The 17,854-nt window shown below is 72.4% G+C and carries 16 protein-coding genes and 1 tRNA gene; 14 read left to right on the top strand and 3 right to left on the bottom strand.

What is annotated here, in order from left to right; all coding sequences use genetic code 11:
* Window positions 1–53 precede the first annotated feature (53 nt).
* The gene (locus tag H9640_RS05955) at window positions 54–248 is read left to right on the top strand and encodes a hypothetical protein (protein ID WP_191789812.1); all 195 of its coding nucleotides are present in this window, start codon (window positions 54–56) and stop codon (window positions 246–248) included.
* An 84-nt stretch (window positions 249–332) separates the two neighbouring features.
* Here the strand turns inward: H9640_RS05955 and H9640_RS05950 are convergent.
* Window positions 333–406 (bottom strand) — tRNA-Gly (locus H9640_RS05950).
* Window positions 407–543: 137 nt separating this feature from the next.
* Here H9640_RS05950 and H9640_RS05945 point away from each other — a divergent pair.
* From H9640_RS05945 to H9640_RS05895, 11 genes are all read left to right on the top strand, one after another.
* Window positions 544–1,080, top strand: a complete 537-nt coding sequence (locus H9640_RS05945) for a TM2 domain-containing protein (RefSeq protein ID WP_191789811.1) — start codon at window positions 544–546, stop codon at window positions 1,078–1,080.
* Window positions 1,081–1,141: 61 nt separating this feature from the next.
* Window positions 1,142–1,717: a dCTP deaminase gene (gene dcd, locus H9640_RS05940; protein WP_030151112.1), complete on the top strand. Its 576-nt coding sequence runs from the start codon at window positions 1,142–1,144 to the stop codon at window positions 1,715–1,717.
* Window positions 1,718–1,782: 65 nt separating this feature from the next.
* The gene (locus H9640_RS05935) at window positions 1,783–2,874 is read left to right on the top strand and encodes a hypothetical protein (RefSeq protein WP_191789810.1); all 1,092 of its coding nucleotides are present in this window, start codon (window positions 1,783–1,785) and stop codon (window positions 2,872–2,874) included.
* Between the two features lie 78 nt (window positions 2,875–2,952).
* Window positions 2,953–3,591 carry a PadR family transcriptional regulator gene (locus H9640_RS05930; protein WP_191789809.1) on the top strand — a complete coding sequence of 213 codons (639 nt, stop codon included), beginning with the start codon at window positions 2,953–2,955 and terminating at the stop codon, window positions 3,589–3,591.
* A gap of 259 nt (window positions 3,592–3,850) precedes the next feature.
* Window positions 3,851–6,949 carry a Na+/H+ antiporter subunit A gene (locus H9640_RS05925; protein ID WP_191789808.1) on the top strand — a complete coding sequence of 1,033 codons (3,099 nt, stop codon included), beginning with the start codon at window positions 3,851–3,853 and terminating at the stop codon, window positions 6,947–6,949.
* A gap of 89 nt (window positions 6,950–7,038) precedes the next feature.
* Window positions 7,039–7,587, top strand: coding sequence for a Na(+)/H(+) antiporter subunit C (locus tag H9640_RS05920; RefSeq protein ID WP_191790031.1), 549 nt, complete (start codon window positions 7,039–7,041; stop codon window positions 7,585–7,587).
* The gene (locus tag H9640_RS05915) at window positions 7,584–9,155 is read left to right on the top strand and encodes a Na+/H+ antiporter subunit D (RefSeq protein WP_138826491.1); all 1,572 of its coding nucleotides are present in this window, start codon (window positions 7,584–7,586) and stop codon (window positions 9,153–9,155) included. Before H9640_RS05920 ends, H9640_RS05915 begins: the two co-directional genes overlap by 4 nt.
* Window positions 9,152–9,853: a Na+/H+ antiporter subunit E gene (locus H9640_RS05910; RefSeq protein ID WP_191789807.1), complete on the top strand. Its 702-nt coding sequence runs from the start codon at window positions 9,152–9,154 to the stop codon at window positions 9,851–9,853. The genes H9640_RS05915 and H9640_RS05910 overlap by 4 nt, the downstream gene beginning before the upstream one ends.
* A complete protein-coding gene (locus H9640_RS05905) occupies window positions 9,850–10,305 on the top strand; it encodes a monovalent cation/H+ antiporter complex subunit F (RefSeq protein WP_191789806.1) in 456 nt (151 codons plus the stop codon). Before H9640_RS05910 ends, H9640_RS05905 begins: the two co-directional genes overlap by 4 nt.
* On the top strand, window positions 10,302–10,730 hold the full coding sequence (mnhG, locus tag H9640_RS05900) for a monovalent cation/H(+) antiporter subunit G (protein ID WP_191789805.1): 429 nt from the start codon (window positions 10,302–10,304) through the stop codon (window positions 10,728–10,730). The genes H9640_RS05905 and mnhG overlap by 4 nt, the downstream gene beginning before the upstream one ends.
* A gap of 66 nt (window positions 10,731–10,796) precedes the next feature.
* The gene (locus H9640_RS05895; RefSeq protein WP_191789804.1) at window positions 10,797–11,822 is read left to right on the top strand and encodes a cation diffusion facilitator family transporter; all 1,026 of its coding nucleotides are present in this window, start codon (window positions 10,797–10,799) and stop codon (window positions 11,820–11,822) included.
* A 33-nt stretch (window positions 11,823–11,855) separates the two neighbouring features.
* On the opposite strand, the gene H9640_RS05890 is transcribed toward H9640_RS05895, so the two are convergent.
* Window positions 11,856–12,812 (bottom strand): alpha/beta hydrolase, encoded by a 957-nt coding sequence (locus H9640_RS05890; RefSeq protein WP_191789803.1) that lies wholly within the window; start codon window positions 12,810–12,812, stop codon window positions 11,856–11,858.
* A 125-nt stretch (window positions 12,813–12,937) separates the two neighbouring features.
* The gene (locus tag H9640_RS05885; RefSeq protein ID WP_191789802.1) at window positions 12,938–13,489 is read right to left on the bottom strand and encodes a hypothetical protein; all 552 of its coding nucleotides are present in this window, start codon (window positions 13,487–13,489) and stop codon (window positions 12,938–12,940) included.
* Between the two features lie 250 nt (window positions 13,490–13,739).
* Between H9640_RS05885 and clpB the strand changes: the two genes are divergently transcribed.
* Together clpB and H9640_RS19055 are read left to right on the top strand one after the other, a co-directional pair.
* Window positions 13,740–16,355, top strand: a complete 2,616-nt coding sequence (clpB, locus tag H9640_RS05880) for an ATP-dependent chaperone ClpB (RefSeq protein WP_191789801.1) — start codon at window positions 13,740–13,742, stop codon at window positions 16,353–16,355.
* A 321-nt stretch (window positions 16,356–16,676) separates the two neighbouring features.
* Entirely contained in the window at window positions 16,677–17,825 is a 1,149-nt protein-coding gene (locus H9640_RS19055; protein ID WP_318243671.1) for a CAP domain-containing protein, read from the top strand.
* The last annotated feature ends 29 nt before the right edge of the window (window positions 17,826–17,854 follow it).

The raw sequence follows: 17,854 nt of genomic DNA, 5'->3' as shown, positions 1-17,854 counted from the left end.
GGCATGCTCGGGCGGTGCGCACGCACCGGTGCGCGGGGAAGATCGGAGGACTCGTGGTTCGTCGGTACTGGAGCTCGCTCGCACTGATCGTGATCGGCGCCGTCTGGGCGCTGGGCGGTGGGATCGCCGCGCTGACCGGCAAGGACGGACCGCAGTCCCCGATCCTGTTCGTGGTGCTGGGCGGCGTGGCCGTGCTGGTCGGCGTCGGGAGCGCCGTCGTCCGGTCCCGCACGCGCGACGAGGTGTGACGGCGGCGCGGGGCGGGAGCGTCGGTCCGTCCGGAGGCGAACGCGAGAGGCCCCGCACCAGCAGGTGCGGGGCCTCTCGACGTGTGGAGCGGATGACGGGAATCGAACCCGCGCTATCAGCTTGGGAAGCTGAAGTTCTACCATTGAACTACATCCGCGTGACGTGGAACCCTGCAGCTCGCGGGCCGTCTCCGGCCGGTGCGAGCCGGTGAGGAACCGGCGTGCGTCCACGATCATACCCACGTCGGGCCAGGATGCCAGCATCTTGTGCCCGAGCACTGCCTGAGGAGGCGTCTTGTCCGAGAACCCGTACCAGCAGCAGCCCACCGATCCTGCGGCTGGAGCGGACCCGTACGGCACGTACGGTGGGGCGCCGCAGCAGCCCGCGTACGGGGCACCGACCGAACCGTACGCCCAGCAGCCGGCGTACGGCGAGCAGCCCGCGTACGGGGAGCACTCGGCCTACGGCACGGACCCTTACGCCCAGCAGCCCGGGTACGGGTACGGAGCCCCCCAGCAGGGTTATCAGCAGGGGTACCAGCAGCCGTACGGCGCGTACGGCGCCCAGCAGCCGGGCTACTACGAGGACCCGAACGCGAAGTCACGGCTCGCGGCCGGTCTGCTCGGCATCTTCCTGGGGTCGCTCGGCATCCACCGCTTCTACCTCGGGTACACCGGGATCGGCGTGGCGATGCTGCTGATCTCGGTCCTGTCGTTCGGCTTCCTGGCGCCGCTCGTCGGGATCTGGGGTCTCGTCGAGGGCATCCTCTACCTGACGGCCAAGAGCGGTCAGTACTCGGTCGACTCCACGGGCCGCCCGCTGCGCAGCTGACGTACCCCCGCGGTCCGATACTCCGCACCGGTGCCCCGCCGGTGCGGAGTACGGTTGCCCCGTGCTCCTCTCCGACCGCGACATCACTGCCGAGATCGACGCCCAGCGGGTCCGCCTGGACCCCTACGACCCTGCGATGCTCCAGCCGTCGAGCATCGACGTGCGGCTCGACAAGTTCTTCCGGTTGTTCGACAACCACAAGTACCCGTTCATCGACCCGTCGACGGACCAGCCGGACCTGACGCGCCTGGTCGAGGTCGAGCCGGGCGAGCCGTTCATCCTGCACCCGGGCGAGTTCGTCCTGGGCGCGACCTTCGAGCAGGTCTCCCTGCCCGACGACGTCGCGGCCCGTCTGGAGGGCAAGTCCAGCCTGGGCCGCCTCGGTCTCCTCACGCACTCGACGGCCGGGTTCATCGACCCGGGTTTCAGCGGTCACGTGACGCTCGAGCTGAGCAACGTCGCGACGCTCCCGATCACGTTGTGGCCGGGCATGAAGATCGGCCAGCTGTGCTTCTTCCGCCTGTCGTCGGCCTCGGAGCACCCGTACGGATCGTCGATCTATGGTTCTCGGTACCAGGGCCAGCGCGGGCCGACGGCCTCGCGTTCCTGGCAGAACTTCCACCGCACCGACGTGTGATCCCCAGCCGGCTCGACCGAGCCCGCCTGATCGGACGTCGTCACCGCAGAGAGGCCGAACCCACCGTGTCGCAACCGACCAGCCCGACCCTCCAGCCGTTCCCCGCGTCGTCGGCGCAGGCCCACCAGGCGCGGCACCTGCTCGCGCTACCGGGGGACGTCGAGGTCGACGAGGTCGAGACCCTTGCCGTGTCCAGGTTCGCGGGCGCGCGGTGGGACGTGGCGCCGTCGGGCACGGACCCCCTGACGCCGGCGCCCCGCACGGCCAGGCCGGGCGAGCCGGGAGTCCTGCGCACCTCGCGGCACACGACGCTGACCGGACCGTACTCGCCGTGGTCGGCAGACGGGGTCAACCCCGGCCTGCCGCCGGGCACGGAGCAGGTGTTTGACGTCGTGTGTCCCCGCGACCGTGGTGACGCCCCGATCCCCGGTGGTGGAGACCGCGACGGTGTCGGGCGGGCCTTCGCGTCCGGGTTGCCGACGCGTGAGGAAGAGCGTGTGATCGCGTGGCTCGTCGAGGTCGCGCGCCGCCTCGGCGGGTCGATCCGGGTCGACGCCGGCAACCCGGTGTCCCCGGCGGTGGTCCTGACCCCGGACCCGGGCGTCGCCGTGAACATGTCGGTGTTCTCGGACGTGTGGCTCGACCCGCAGGCAGCGGTGGCCGTCGTGGGGGCCGTGCACCCCCGCGTGGTGCTCGCGACCGAGGGGAGCCCGTACCAGGGGCCGCCGCAGGGTATCGGGGAGATGCCGCTGTTCCGGGGCGAGAAGTTCGACCCCGAGCTGCGGCGGGCGCTGCACGCGCAGGCGGACGACATCGACATCGCGGCCCTGACGAGCGGCAAGATCCTCGACGGGTACGGGCTCGTGATCGACATGGGCGTCGACGGCCTCGTGGCCGTCGAGGTCGGTGGCGAGGAGCAGCTGCCGCTGCTGCTGCGCAACCTGCCGTGGGCGTCGCAGGGTGCGGTCGCGTACCGGGTGCGCTGGGAGCCGCGGGACCTCGTCGAGGCGCAGATGGAGGTGCCGTCGTTCGAGCTGAAGATCGCGCGCAAGCGTGCTGCCGAGCTTGTCGCGACAGTGACCCGGGCGCTCTACGCGGCCGTGGGCGGGGAGATCGCCGACGAGGCCGACTTCCTGGTGGACCCGCAGGACGTCTGAGGGTTGGTTGCGCTCTCATCCGTGCCCCGCATACCCTCGACCGGCCGGCAGGAATCGGGTGAACAGGGCGAGGTGGGCATGTCGGAGGGTGCAGTGCGCAGCAGCGCGGCCACGGCCCGCCGCCGCGGGAACCCGTTGGCGCTCGCGGTCCTCGCCCAGCTCGGCGACAAGCCCATGCACCCCTACGAGATAGCGCGCGTGCTCAAGGACGGCCGCAAGGACGAGTCCGTCCGGCTGAACTACGGCTCGCTCTACTCGGTCATCACGGCACTGGTGCGCGACGGGTTCATCGAGCCCGCGGGCACGGAGCAGGACGGGAACCGGCCCCAGCGGACCGTCTACCGGCTCACGGAGGCCGGGCGCGAGGAGGTCGACGACTGGATGCGCAGCCTGCTCGAGACCCCGGTCAAGGAGTTCCCGCAGTTCATGGCGGCGCTCAGCTTCATGCAGGTCCTCGCGCCCGACGACGCCGCCACCCTCCTGCGCACCCGTCTCGTGGCGCTGCGGGTCGCCGTCAGCCGGCTCGAGGACGACCTGGAACGCCGCGTCGAGGAGGTCCCGGCCCCCTTCACCGCCGAGACCGAGTACGAGCTCGCGCTGCTCCTCGCCGAGCTGCGGTACACCGAGGTCCTGGTCCGTCGCCTGGGGGACGGCACGCTGCGCGGCCTCGACGCCTGGGGGACGAGCGCGGTCGACGAGGCGGTCCCTGCCCTGTAACCGGCCTCCGGTGACTCGTGCCGGTCGGTGGCCGAACCGTGGCTCGCCGGTGCATTCCCGCTGAACCTGTGACATCTCCCACCGGTGCACGGGGCGTCGCGTGGTCTTGAGGGCCTCGTCGAACGGTAAAATACCTACCGGACCCGGTGTGTCTCCGGGCCGTCCTCCACCTGCGCGCCGTCGAGCAGGAACGGTCGGTCCGCGCGGCGCGGCCGGTCCGTGTTCTCGCCCACCCGCCCCCGACCAGGACGGAGCGGACGTGCTCTATCTGCTCGTTGCGCATCTGGCAATGGCACTCGGCGCGCCCGCACTCGTGTCGGTGCTGGGCCGCAAGGCGTTCTTGGTGATGGCCCTCGCGCCCGCCTCCGCCGCTGTCTACGCCCTCAGCTGGACCACGCGCGTCATGGACGGCGTGCACCCCACCGAGGTCACCCAGTGGGTGCCCGGCCTGGGGCTCGAGCTCGCCTTCCGCATGGACACCCTGTCGTGGCTCATGCTGCTGCTCGTCGGTGGCGTGGGCGCGCTGGTCCTCGTGTACTGCTCGGCCTACTTCTCTCCCACCGCCTCGGGACTCGGCCGCTTCGGGGCCGTGCTCACCGCGTTCGCGGGAGCCATGGTCGGCCTCGTCACGTCCGACGACATGCTGCTCCTGTTCGTCTTCTGGGAGCTCACGACCGTCTTCTCCTACCTGCTGATCGGTCACTACGCGGACCGGAAGGCGAGCCGGCGCGCCGCGATGCAGGCCATCGTCGTGACCACGGCCGGTGGTCTGGCGATGCTCGTGGGCGTCGTGATCCTGGGGGTCCAGGGAGGGACGTTCCGCCTCTCGGAGATCATCGCGGACCCGCCGACGGGGGGCGCCGTGACCGCGGCGATCGTCTGTCTCCTGGCCGGTGCGGCGAGCAAGGCCGCGCTCATCCCGCTGCACTTCTGGCTCCCCGCGGCCATGGCCGCGCCCACCCCGGTCAGCGCCTACCTGCACGCCGCGGCCATGGTCAAGGCCGGTGTCTACCTCGTCGCGCGCTTCGCCCCCGCGTACTCCGACACCACGGTCTGGCGCACGATCGTCATCGTCCTGGGCGTCGGCACGCTGCTCCTGGGTGGCTACCGGGCGCTGCGCCAGCACGACCTCAAGCTCGTCCTGGCGTTCGGCACCGTGAGCCAGCTCGGCCTGATCGTCCTGCTCGTGGGCCTCGGGACGCGGTCCGCCGCGCTCGCGGGCCTCGCGATGATCGGCGCGCACGCCATGTTCAAGGCGTCGCTCTTCCTCGTGGTCGGCGTGGTCGACGCCGCGACGGGTACCCGCGACCTGCGCCGGTTGACGGGCGTCGGGCGCGCGCTGCCCCTGACCGCGCTCGCCGGCGGGCTCGCGACCGCGTCCATGATCGGCCTGCCCCCGCTCGCGGGGTACGTCGCGAAGGAGGCCGCGCTCGAGTCGCTCCTGCACGGCGAGGGGCCGGCCTGGGTGAACACGGTCGTGCTGATCGGCGTGGTCGTGGGCTCGATGTTCACGGTCGCGTACGGGGTGCGGTTCTTCTGGGGAGCGTTCGCGACCAAGCGGCACGTCGCCGCGGCGGTGGCTCGTGCCAACGAGCACGTCCGGGTCGACGCCGTCACCAAGGACGCGGCGGCGCAGGGCTCGCCCACGCCGCCGGCGGCCGCCACGCAGCGCGGCCCGGGACTCGCGCCCGACGACGCCCCGATCGACCCCGCGCGCATCCACCGGCAGCCGGCGCTCCTCGTGTGGCCGGCCCTGGTGCTGGCCCTCCTCGGACTCGCGACGGCCCTGGTGCCGCACTTCGGCGAGGACCTGCTCGCGCCCTACGCCGACACGTACCCGGTCGGCGAGCCGGGCCACCTGGTCCTCTGGGCGGGCTTCACCCCTGCCCTGGGGCTCACGGTCCTGATCCTCGGGGTCGGTGCCGTGCTGTTCTGGCAGCGCAACGCGGTCGAGCGGTTCCAGGCGTCCCTGTGGACGGGCCCCGAGGCCGACCGCACGTACCGGCGGATCATGCGCCGCCTCGACGACTTCGCGGCCGACGTCACCGCGGTCACCCAGCGTGGTTCGCTGCCGTTCTACCTCGGTGCGATCCTCGTCGTCCTGGTCGCCGGGCCCGGTCTGCTGATGTTCATCGGCGGGCAGTGGCCCGAGCAGGTCAAGCCCTGGGACCGCCCGGCGCAGGTCGCCGCGGTGGCCGCCATCTGCGTCGCGTCGATCCTCGCCGCCCGGTCCCGTCGCCGCCTCAAGGCCGTGATCCTCGTCGGGATCGCCGGGTACGGCAACGCGATGCTGTTCCTGCTCCACGGTGCTCCGGACCTCGCGCTGACCCAGGTCCTGGTCGAGACCATCACGCTCGTCGTCATGGTGCTCGTGCTGCGCCGCCTGCCTCCCTACTTCTCCAACCGCCCGCTCGTCGCGTCGCGGTGGGTACGCCTGGGGCTGGGCGTCGCGGTGGGCGTCGTCATGATGGGCTTCGCCCTGACGGTGCCGCTCGCACGCGTCGCGAGCCCCATCTCGCTCGACTTCCCGGCCGAGGCCTTCATCCACGGCTACGGCAAGAACATCGTCAACGTGACGCTCGTGGACATCCGTGCGTGGGACACCATGGGCGAGATCTCGGTGCTGCTGGTCGCGGCGACCGGCGTCGCGTCGCTCGTGTTCCTGCGCACCCGCAGCGGCGAGATCCTGCGCGAGCGCAACGCGACGTCGTCGGGGGGCGCCACCCCTGGCATCTGGGCCAACGAGGAGGACCCAGGGGCCGCGCTGCGCCGTCGCGGGGTCGACCAGGCCACCGAGGCGGGCAAGCAGCCGCGCATGCTCGTGTGGCTCAGCGCCGGGCGGACGCTCGCCCCGCAGCGACGGTCGGTCATCTTCGAGGTCGTCACGCGCGTGCTCTTCCACTCGATGATCGTGTTCGCGATCTTCCTGCTGTTCTCGGGGCACAACGCACCCGGTGGCGGGTTCGCGGCCGGGCTCGTCGTCGGGATCGCGCTCATCGTGCGATACCTCGCCGGCGGGCGGTACGAGCTCGGCGAGGCCGCGCCGGTCCACCCGGGCCTGCTGCTCGGCACCGGGCTGTTCCTGTCCGTCGGGGTCGGGCTGATCGGCCTGTTCATGGGCAAGAGCGTCCTGCTGAGCACCGCGATCGACATCAGCCTGCCGCTCATCGGGACCGTCCACCTGGTCACGTCCCTGTTCTTCGACGTCGGGGTGTTCCTCGTCGTCGTGGGCCTGGTGCTCGACATCCTGCGCACCCTCGGCGCAGAGATCGACCGGCAGGCCGAAGCCTCCGCCCGGGAGGACGCAGGACCCATGGAAGCGATGGAACCGGACCAGATCGGAGGGGGGCGACGATGAGCCTGACGAACCACCTGCTCGCGCCGCTCCTGCTGCCCGCCGCGGACGTCGACCCCGCCGACGTGGCGCGGACCACCGACAGCATCGACATGACCCCGAGCCTGATCCTCGTGCTCGCGATCGGCGTGCTGTTCGCGACCGGTGTCTACCTGCTCCTCGAGCGCAGCCTGACCCGCGTGCTGATCGGGTTCATCCTCATCGGCAACGGCGCGAACCTCATGTTCCTCGTCGCCGGTGGGCGTGCCGGGGGCGCACCCCTCATCGGGACGACGCCCCCTGACCAGATGAGCGACCCGCTCGTCCAGGCGATGGTGCTGACGGCCATCGTCATCACCCTGGGCCTCACGGCCTTCGTGCTCGCCATGGCCTACCGGTCGTGGCAGCTGCACGGTCACGACGAGGTGCAGGACGACCTCGAGGACCGCCGGGTCGCGCGCCACGCTGCGCGCAACGCCCCGGCCTTCGAGGACTCCGACACCGAGGAGAGCGGAGAGACCCTGGACGACGAGGCCTCGCAGGTGTTCGACGAGACCGACGGCGACGGGGACGGGGAGACCGACTCCCGCGGCGAGCGTCCGAGCGAGAAGGACGCCCCGGCGTCGGGCAGGCCCGGCACCGGAGGAGGTGAGGGCCGATGAACCTCACCTACGGCTTCGCGACCCTCGTCCCGCTGCCCGTGGTCCTGCCGCTGTTCGCGGCGGGCCTCGCGCTCGCGCTCTGGCGCCACCCGCGCGCCCAGCACATCATCTCCGTCGCCGCGCTGTCCCTGGTGCTGGCGGCCTCCATCGGTCTGCTCGTCGGGGCGGACAACGGCCCCATCGTGGTCGACGTCGGGGAGTGGGCCGCCCCTGTCGGCATCGACCTGGTCGCCGACCGGCTCTCGGCGCTCATGCTCACGGTGTCGAGCTTCGTGCTGCTGTGCGTCCTGCTCTACTCGCTGGGGCAGGGCGTCGCGGACGGGCACGACAAAGCACCCGTCTCGATCTACCACCCGACCTACCTGGTCCTTGCCGCGGGGGTCGCGAACGCGTTCCTCTCGGGCGACCTGTTCAACCTCTACGTGGGCTTCGAGATCCTGCTCGCGGCGTCGTACGTCCTGCTGACCCTGGGCGGGACGGGCGAACGCATCCGCGCAGGGTCGATCTACGTGGTCGTCGCACTCCTGTCGTCCGTGATCTTCCTCGTCGCGATCGCGCTCACCTACGCCGCGACGGGCACGGTCAACCTGGCCCAGCTCGCCGAGCGCCTGCCCGACGTGGACCCCGGGGTCCGCATGACGCTCCAGCTCCTGCTGCTGCTCGCGTTCGGGATCAAGGCGGCGATCTTCCCGCTCTCGGCCTGGCTCCCGGACTCGTACCCGACGGCGCCCGCGCCCGTCACGGCCGTGTTCGCGGGGTTGCTGACCAAGGTCGGCGTCTACGCGATCATCCGCACCCAGACGCTGCTGTTCCCGGACAACCGGCTCGACACGGTCCTCATGTGGCTCGCGCTGCTGACCATGGTCATCGGCATCCTGGGTGCCGTGGCGCAGAACGACATCAAACGTCTGCTGTCGTTCACGCTCGTCAGCCACATCGGGTACATGATCTTCGGCATCTCGATGGCGTCGGAGGCCGGGATGGCGGCGTCGATCTTCTACGTCGTGCACCACATCACCGTCCAGACCACGCTGTTCCTCGTGGTCGGGCTCATCGAGCGGCGAGGCGGCTCCACGTCCCTGGACAAGCTGGGCGGTCTCGCGAAGATCGCCCCGGGGCTCGCGATCCTGTTCTTCATCCCCGCGATGAACCTCGCGGGCATCCCGCCGCTGTCGGGCTTCCTCGGCAAGGTCGGGCTGCTCCAGGAGGGCGTCGCCCAGGGCACGCCGCTCACGTGGGCGCTCGTCGTGGGCAGCGTCGTGACGTCGCTGCTGACGCTCTACGCGATCGTGAAGGCGTGGAACAAGGCGTTCTGGCAGACGGCCCCGGTCGAGCTGCCGTCGACCGGCACGCCGCGCGGCATGGTCGGGCCGACGACGGCGCTCGTCGCCTTCGGCCTGGCCCTCACGTTCGCCGCCGGGCCGCTGTACTCGTACGCCGAGAGGGCCGCCGGGAACCTCATGCAGCCCTCGACCTACGTCGACGCGGTCTTCCCCGACGACTCCGGTCGCGGGCAAGGGGTCTCGAGCGACCTCGTCGAGGAGGAGCAGGGAGGTGAGGGGTCATGAGCCTGCACCGTCGTAGAGGCCCGCTCGCGGGCGGCTGGTTCGGGCGCCTCACCGCGCAGTGGCGCACCGTCGTCTGGCTGACCGTCGTGTGGGTCATGCTGTGGGGCGAGCTGTCGTGGGGCAACGTCCTCGCGGGGATCCTCCTCGCGAGCCTGCTCATCACGTTCATGCCGCTGCCGTCCATCGCGACGAGCGGCACCGTGCGCCCCTGGCCCCTGCTCGTGCTCGTCGCCCGGTTCGTCGCCGACCTCGTGGTCGCGTCCTTCCAGGTGAGCATGCAGGCGTTCAAGCTGCGCCACACCCCGCACGGGGCCGTGGTCGGCGTGCGCCTGCGCAACCCCTCGGACATCTACATGACCATCACGTCCGAGCTCAGCTCGCTCGTGCCCGGCTCGCTCGTCATCGAGGCGCACCGCCTCACGGGGATGCTGTACCTGCACGTGCTCGACCTCGACGCCGCAGGCGGCGCGGACAAGGTCCGTCAGGACACGCTCGACCTCGAGGCCCGCGTGCTGCGCGCGTTCGCGTCCAACGACGAGCTCAAGGCCGCTGGGCTGTACCACCACCCGGGCGAGACTCCCGAGCCCGCGGGCGCGACGGCGTCGGGCGGGACCACCGGGGCACCCGGGGCACCCGGGGCCGACGGCGCCGCTCGCCGGACCGAACGTCGTACCGACCGAGGGGAGGGGCAGCGATGATCGTCGTCGTCCTCGTCTGCGCCGTGCTCCTCGCCTCGGCTGCGACGCTCGCCGTCGTCCGGGCCGAGAAGGGCCCGTCGATGCTCGACCGCACCATCGCGCTCGACGTCTTCACGACGACGCTCGTCGGCACCATCGCGCTCGAGGCCGCCTGGTCCCGGCGCACCGAGACCATCCCGATCCTCGTCGTCCTCTCGCTCGTGGGCTTCGTCGGGTCCGTGACCATCGCGCGGTTCGCGTCCGTCGAGCCCGAGGGCGAAGGGCGCATCAAGACCCGCGAGGAGATCGCCGCCGAGGAGGCCGAACGCCTCGCGGCCGAAGAGGGCGAGCAGGACAAGGCCGCCGACCCCGAGCACGGCGCGGAGCACGAGCCCGACGCGCTGCACGAGGTCGAGGAGGCCGCGGCCCCCGAGGTCGGCGGCTCGACCGGACCCGAGGAGGCACGCTCATGAGCTGGACCCTGGTGGCCGACGTCGTCGCCGCGATCTTCCTGCTGTGCGGGGCGTTCCTCGCGTTCGCCGCCGGTGTGGGCGTCGTGCGGTTCCCGGACCTGCTCGCGCGCATGCACGCCGCGACCAAGCCGCAGGTGCTGGGACTGATCCTCGTGCTGATCGCGCTCGGGCTGCGGCTGCGGAGCTGGTCGGCCGTGGGCATGCTCGTGCTCGTCGTGATCTTCCAGCTCATGACGTCGCCCGTCGCCGCGCACATGGTGGGCCGTGCGGGCTACCGGACCGGGAAGGTCCGCCCCGACCTGCTCGTGCTCGACGACCTCACGGCGGACCAGGAGGCGGCGGACCGCGAGAAGGACGTCGCGGACCGCGAGAAGGCGGACGGCAAGGGGCCCGCCGAGGGTGACGCCGGAACCCGCCGAGGGTGACGGCCGCGCCCGCCGAGGGCGATGCGTCCCCGCGCGTGGCGACGGGTCCGGTGATAGACCCGCTACATGACCTCGTCGCCCCGTGCGCAGCCCCCCACGCGGCCTGTGGCCGACAGCCCGCGCGTCGTGAAGACCGAGGAGCACGCCGAGAGCGCGCTCACGGTGATCGTCGCGTTCGGCGCGAACCTCCTCATCGCGGTCGCGAAGTCGGCCGCCGCGGTGCTCACCGGCTCGGCCTCCATGGTCGCCGAGGCCGTGCACTCGTGGGCCGACACGGGCAACGAGGTGTTCCTGCTGCTCGCGAACAAGCGGTCGCGCAAGCCCGCTGACCACGACCACCCGCTAGGGTTCGGGCGCGAGGCGTACGTGTGGTCGATGTTCGCGGCGCTCGGGCTGTTCGCGGTGGGTGCGGGTGTCTCGATCACGCACGGCATCCAGGAGCTCGTCCACCCCGAGCCCGCGGACGACTTCGGGATCGCGTACGCGGTGCTCGGCGTCGCGTTCGTCCTCGAGGGGGTCTCGTTCCTCCAGGCGAACCGGCAGGCCCGCAAGGAGGCGAAGAAGGCCGAGCGCGACCTGCTCCAGCACGTCCTTGTCACGTCCGACCCGACGTTGCGGGCCGTGTTCGCCGAGGACGCCGCAGCGCTCATGGGCCTCGTGGTGGCCTTCGTCGGCATCTTCCTGCACCAGGTCACGGGGTCGCCCGTGCCCGACGCGATCGGCTCGATCGTCGTCGGCCTGATCCTCGGTGTCATCTCGTGGATCCTCATCGATCGCAACCGGCGCTTCCTCGTGGGCGAGCCCGCGGGGGTCGGGACACGTGACGCGGTGCTCCGCGAGCTGCTCGCCGACCCCGAGGTCGACCGGGTCACGTACCTGCGCCTCGAGTTCGTCGGGCCGCGGTCGCTGTACCTGGTCGCGAGCGTCGACCTCGTGGGGGACGACGACGAGCACGTGGTCGCCGAGCGCATCGACGCGCTCGAGCGCCGGGCGACCGCGGCGCCCGTGATCGCGGGGGCCGTGATCTCGGTGTCCCCGGCGAGCGAGCCGTCCCTGGTGCCGTCGGTGTCGTCGGCCCCAGCGGTCCCGTAGGGCGATGCGCGTCGCTCTACGGCGCCGGGCCGGTCAGCCCGGCAGCCGCTCGTCGAGCCACGCGAAGACCTCGTCGAGGAACGCCGTCCGGGCCGGCTCGGGGGACAGCACGAGGTCGTGCGCGCCGCCCTCGATCTCGACGAGCGTCACGTCGTCGCCCAGCCCGGGCGCTCGGTCCTTGATGTGCTGGACGTCGAGCACGCTGTCGGTCGTGACGACCTCGGGATGCCAGCCCTTGTTCGGCCCGGACCGTGTCGAGGTCAGGACGAGCACGGGGCACTGGACGTGCAGACCGCGAGCGATCTGCGCGTGCCCGCGCCGGATCGCGCGCGCCCAGCCTGCCCGCGCGGGGAAGCCCTCGTGCGGCTTCCAGCCGAGCTCGTAGGTCCACTCGCCGCCGGTCCCGGTGTGCAGGGCCTGCCCGTAGGCGTCGTCGAGCGAGCCCACCACGAGCCGCGGGGCGAAGCGCCCGACGACGTCGATCACCCGGGTGGAGATCACACGGTCGAACCAGGACGAGTTGAGGTCGAACCACGGGCTGTTGAGGACGAGCGCAGCCACCTTGCCGGGGCGGGCGTTGGCCCACAGGCTCGTGACGAGGCCGCCCGTCGAGTGTCCGACGACCACGAGCTCGTCGTGCCCCTCGGCCCGGATCACGGCGGCTGCCGCGTCGAGGTCCTGGGCGTAGAGGCTCAGGTCGTCGACCATGTTGGGGTCCTTGCCGGCCTCGGTCCAGTGCGCGAGCGACCGGCCGTACCCGCGCAGGTCGACCGCGTAGAACGCGTAGCCGTGCTCCTCGAAGGCGTCGCCCAGGTGGGTCTGGAAGAAGTAGTCGACGAACCCGTGGACGTACAGCACGGCCCGGCGGCGTCGCGCGCCCTCCGGGCTCGTCGCCTTGCGGACGAGCGTGGCCGTGTCGCCACCGGGGAGGTCGAGCGTGCGGGCGACCCAGTCGGGTCCGAGGACGTCCTGCTGCCAACCGTGCGTCATGGTGCTGCCCTTCGCGCGCGGACTCGGGCGGTGCCGCGGTGCCGCCATTGTCCACTGCGGGGGAGGGCCTGTCAGAGCGAGCGTGATCCCTGGGTGTCGCTCGCCCTGACCGGACGTGCCGTGGCTCAGGCGGGCGGGGCGAGGCCTGTCGGGGGCGACGGCGGGACCGGGGGAGCCGGGGGTGCTGCGGGCGGGGCGGGGCGCACGTCCTCCCGAAGGCGGGTCGACTCGTCCATCTCCGAGTCGTCCACCTGCTCGGTCCCGGGGTCGGTGACCTGCGCGGTCCACGTCTGGGCGGGCGCGACGGGGGCGCCGGACGAGGCGGCCGGAGCGGGCGGGGCGGGCGGGGCGCTCGGCGGGCCGTACGGGTGCCCGGCGCCCTGGGGCGGTGCCGGTGGCTGCGCGGGGTACGCCTGGTACGCCTGGTACGGCGGCTGCCCGCTCGGGACCACGTGGGGCTGGGCGGGCGGGACGGCGTGGCCCGGGTACCCGTTCGGCGCGGGCTGGCCGGGGTACCCGGCCGGCGCCTGCCCCGGGTAGCCGTCGACCGGTGCGCCGTACCCGTAGGGCTGCGGCGCGGGCACCTTCTTGGGGCGCAGCAGGAGCCACGCGACGACGCCGATCACGACGAGACCGACCAGGACGACGGCGAGGACGAGGAGGAGCAGGATGCTCATCGCGGGCCACCGTCCGGCGCCGTGGTGCGGTCGGTGTGGTCCGGTGCGATGGTGGCAGGAGGTTCGAGCCGTCGTGTCTTCACGCCCCACAGCATCCCGTGGATCGACGTCGGTGAGAAGGGGGTGCCACCCGTTGGTACCCGGACCTGACGCCGCATGGCTGACATGACGGACAGAGTTGAGTGGAATAGGCTCAAGTCAGGCCCTGTTGTTCCAGGTAGACCCAGACCCTGAAGTATCCGGAGACCCCATGGACACCAAGTTCACCACCATGTCCCAGCAGGCCATCGGCGAGGCCATCCAGACCGCCTCGGCCGCCGGCAACCCCCAGCTCGAACCCGTCCACCTCCTCGCCGCGCTCCTCACGCAGGAGGGGGGAGTCGCCGTCGGGCTGCTCGACGCCGTGGGCGCGAACGCCCAGGCGATCGGCCAGAAGGTGCGCGCGGCCCTCGTCGCGCTGCCCACCGCGAGCGGCTCGGCCGTCGCCCAGCCCACCGCGTCGCGCAGCACGTCCGCCGCGCTCGACCTGGCCTCGAAGGAGGCCCAGGGCATGGGGGACGAGTACGTCTCGACCGAGCACCTGCTCATCGGGATCGCCGCGGGCTCCTCGCCCGCCGCGCAGATCCTCGGCGACGCCGGGGCGAGCGCCGACGCGCTGCGCTCCGCGCTGCCCGCGGTCCGTGGCTCGGGCCGCGTGACGAGCCCCAACCCCGAGGGGACCTACAAGGCGCTCGAGCAGTACGGCCAGGACCTCACCGCGGCCGCGGCCGAGGGCAAGCTCGACCCCGTGATCGGGCGCGACTCGGAGATCCGCCGCGTCGTGCAGGTCCTCTCGCGCCGCACCAAGAACAACCCCGTCCTGATCGGTGAGCCCGGCGTCGGCAAGACGGCCGTCGTCGAGGGGTTGGCCCAGCGCATCGTCGCGGGCGACGTCCCCGACTCGCTCAAGGGCAAGAAGCTCATCTCGCTCGACCTCGCGGCCATGGTCGCGGGCGCCAAGTACCGCGGCGAGTTCGAGGAGCGCCTCAAGGCCGTCCTGGAGGAGATCAAGTCCTCCGACGGCGAGGTCGTGACGTTCATCGACGAGCTCCACACGGTCGTCGGTGCGGGTGCGGGCGGCGAGGGCGCCATGGACGCGGGCAACATGCTCAAGCCCATGCTCGCCCGCGGCGAGCTGCGCCTGGTCGGAGCGACGACCCTCGACGAGTACCGCGAGCACATCGAGAAGGACCCCGCCCTCGAGCGCCGTTTCCAGCAGGTCTTCGTGGGCGAGCCCTCGGTCGAGGACACGGTCGCGATCCTGCGCGGACTCAAGGAGCGCTACGAGGCGCACCACAAGGTGACGATCGCCGACTCGGCGCTCGTGGCCGCCGCCGCGCTGTCCGACCGCTACATCACGGGCCGCCAGCTCCCCGACAAGGCGATCGACCTGGTCGACGAGGCCGCGTCGCGCCTGCGCATGGAGCTCGACTCCTCGCCCATCGAGATCGACGAGCTCCAGCGCGCCGTCACGCGCCTGGAGATGGAGGAGGTCGTGCTCTCGGAGTCCGACGACCCCGCCTCGCGCGAGCGCCTCGAGAAGCTGCGCGCCGACCTCGCGGACCGTCGCGAGGAGCTGTCCGCGCTGACCGCGCGCTGGGACGCCGAGAAGGCGGGCCACAACCGCGTCGGCGACCTGCGCGCCAAGCTCGACGAGCTGCGCGTCCAGGTCGAGCGGGCCATCCGTGAGGGTGACCTCGAGACCGCGGGCCGCATCCAGTACGGCGAGATCCCGCAGCTCCAGGAGCAGCTCCAGGCCGCCGAGCAGGAGGAGGCGTCGATCGACAGCGACGAGTCCGCCACCGCGCCGCAGGCGCCCATGATCGCCGACAAGGTCGGCGCGGACGAGATCGCCGAGGTCGTCTCCGCGTGGACCGGCATCCCCGCGGGCCGCATGCTCCAGGGCGAGTCCGAGAAGCTCCTCCACATGGAGGACGTGATCGGCAAGCGACTGATCGGCCAGAAGGCAGCGGTCGCGGCGGTCTCGGACGCCGTACGGCGTTCTCGTGCGGGCGTCGCCGACCCCGACCGCCCCACGGGCTCGTTCCTGTTCCTCGGCCCCACGGGCGTCGGCAAGACCGAGCTCGCGAAGGCGCTCGCGGACTTCTTGTTCGACGACGAGCGCGCCATGGTGCGCATCGACATGTCGGAGTACAGCGAGAAGCACAGCGTCGCACGCCTGGTCGGTGCCCCTCCGGGGTACGTCGGCTACGAGGAGGGCGGCCAGCTCACCGAGGCCGTGCGGCGCAGGCCGTACTCGGTCGTGCTGCTCGACGAGGTCGAGAAGGCGCACCCCGAGGTGTTCGACATCCTGCTGCAGGTGCTCGACGACGGCCGGTTGACCGACGGCCAGGGCCGCACGGTCGACTTCCGCAACGTCATCCTGGTGCTGACGTCGAACCTGGGTTCGCAGTTCCTCGTGGACCCCATGCTCGACGACGCGGCCAAGCGCGAGGCCGTCATGTCGGCGGTCCGGTCGAACTTCAAGCCGGAGTTCATCAACCGGCTCGACGACGTCGTGATCTTCGACCCGCTGAACCTCGACGAGCTGGGGCGGATCGTGGACATCGCGGTCGACCGGCTCGGCGAGCGCCTCGCGGACCGTCGCCTCACGCTCGAGGTCACGCCCGCCGCGCGCGAGTGGCTCGCGCTCGAGGGCTTCGACCCGGCGTACGGGGCGCGCCCGCTGCGCCGCCTGGTGCAGCGCGAGATCGGCGACCGCCTGGCGCGCAAGCTCCTGGCGGGCGAGGTCGCGGACGGCGACACGATCGTCGTCGACCGGTCGGTCGCCGAGGGCGAGGGGCTGGAGCTGACCGTCCAGCGCTGACGCCGTCCGCGGGGTGGCGCGCCGTCGGCTGGAGCTCCTCCTGCCCGACGGCGCCGCTCACCTCGCGGTGGAGGGCCCGGTCCCGGAAGGGGCCGGGCCTTCGTGCGTCCCGGCGACGGGTGAGGTGTTCGTGCCATCGGCTCCGGGGCAGCGCGCCCCGCGAGATCGGGCCGGTTGTCGCTTCGCTCGACATAAGGCGACAACGGGCCCGATCTCGGGCGGGGCGCACAGACGCCCGGTCCTACCGGGCGCCTGGTTTTCACCCGCGGTGTCGGGGCATACTGGGCAATCAGCCCACATTCCACCGACGGAAGGTCGCTCGTGCCGCCGGAGTCCCCGTTGCCCGACCGCCTTCCTCAGACCCGCGCCGCGCGCCGCCTCGCCGAGCAGGCCGCCGCCTCGCCGTCGCGGGCGCAGCGTCGCCGGCGGCGCGCCGAGGCCGTCCGGCACGCCCGCTCGACCGGTACCACCGGCTCCACCGGCAGGGCGCGCGGACCTCGTGGTCTGCCGCAGGTAGCGGTCGTGACCCTCGGCCTCGTGGGCGGGCTGCTCGTGGTCCCGGCGACGCAGGAGCTCGGCGGCGAGGGACCTGGCCTCGAACCGATCGGTGCCCGCTGGGACGCCGCGCTCGGCCGGGGGGACGACCGCGCCAGCCGCAGCGCGGACGGGCGCGAGCCGCTGCTCGCCGAGGCGGGCAGCGGCGGAACCGCCGGGACCGCCGGGAAGGCCGCGCAGCAGCCCGGCGCCGCCGCCGAGCAGCCCACCGCCGCGGCCCCGGCGCCGGAGCCTTCCGCCGACGAGGCCCCGGTCCCGGTACCCGCACCCGCCCCGGAGGCCCCCGCGGCACCGCCCCAGCAGGGCGCGACCGGGCCCGAGGTCCAGCAGGTCCAGGAGCGCCTCCAGGCGCACGGGGCCACGGTGCCGGCCGACGGCGTGTTCGGGCCCGGGACCGACCGCGCGCTGCGCACGTTCCAGGACGCGAACGGCCTCGAGCCCGACGGGGTCGCCGGCACCGCGACCCGGGCCGCGCTGCTCGCCGACCCGACCACGACGCCAGGTGCCACCGGGAGCGCGGGGGGAGCGACGTCGTCGGGCGGGGGAGACACCGCGGGCGACACGGCCGCCGCCCTCGCGCTCGTCAACACGCACCGCGCCGCCGCGGGCTGCCCCGCGCTGCGCGCCGACGACCGGCTCGGGCGCGCCGCGACCCTGCACGCGCAGGACATGGTCGCGCAGGGGTACTTCAGCCACACGAGCCTCGACGGTCGGACGTTCGGCGACCGCGTCACGGCCCAGGGCTACGCACGACCGGGCGGCGAGAACATCGCCGCCGGGCAGAAGACCGCCCAGGCCGTGGTCGACGCATGGATGGCGTCCGAGGGGCACCGTGCGAACATCCTCAACTGCGACTTCACGACCATGGGGCTGGGGCGCGCGGGCAACACCTGGGTGCAGGTCTTCGGGTACTGAGCGCCCGGAGTGCCCGAGTCGTCCCCTTG

Source organism: Oerskovia gallyi (assembly GCF_014836745.1).
Lineage (GTDB): Bacteria > Actinomycetota > Actinomycetes > Actinomycetales > Cellulomonadaceae > Oerskovia > Oerskovia paurometabola.
This window is presented reverse-complemented; position numbering and strand designations above follow the sequence as displayed.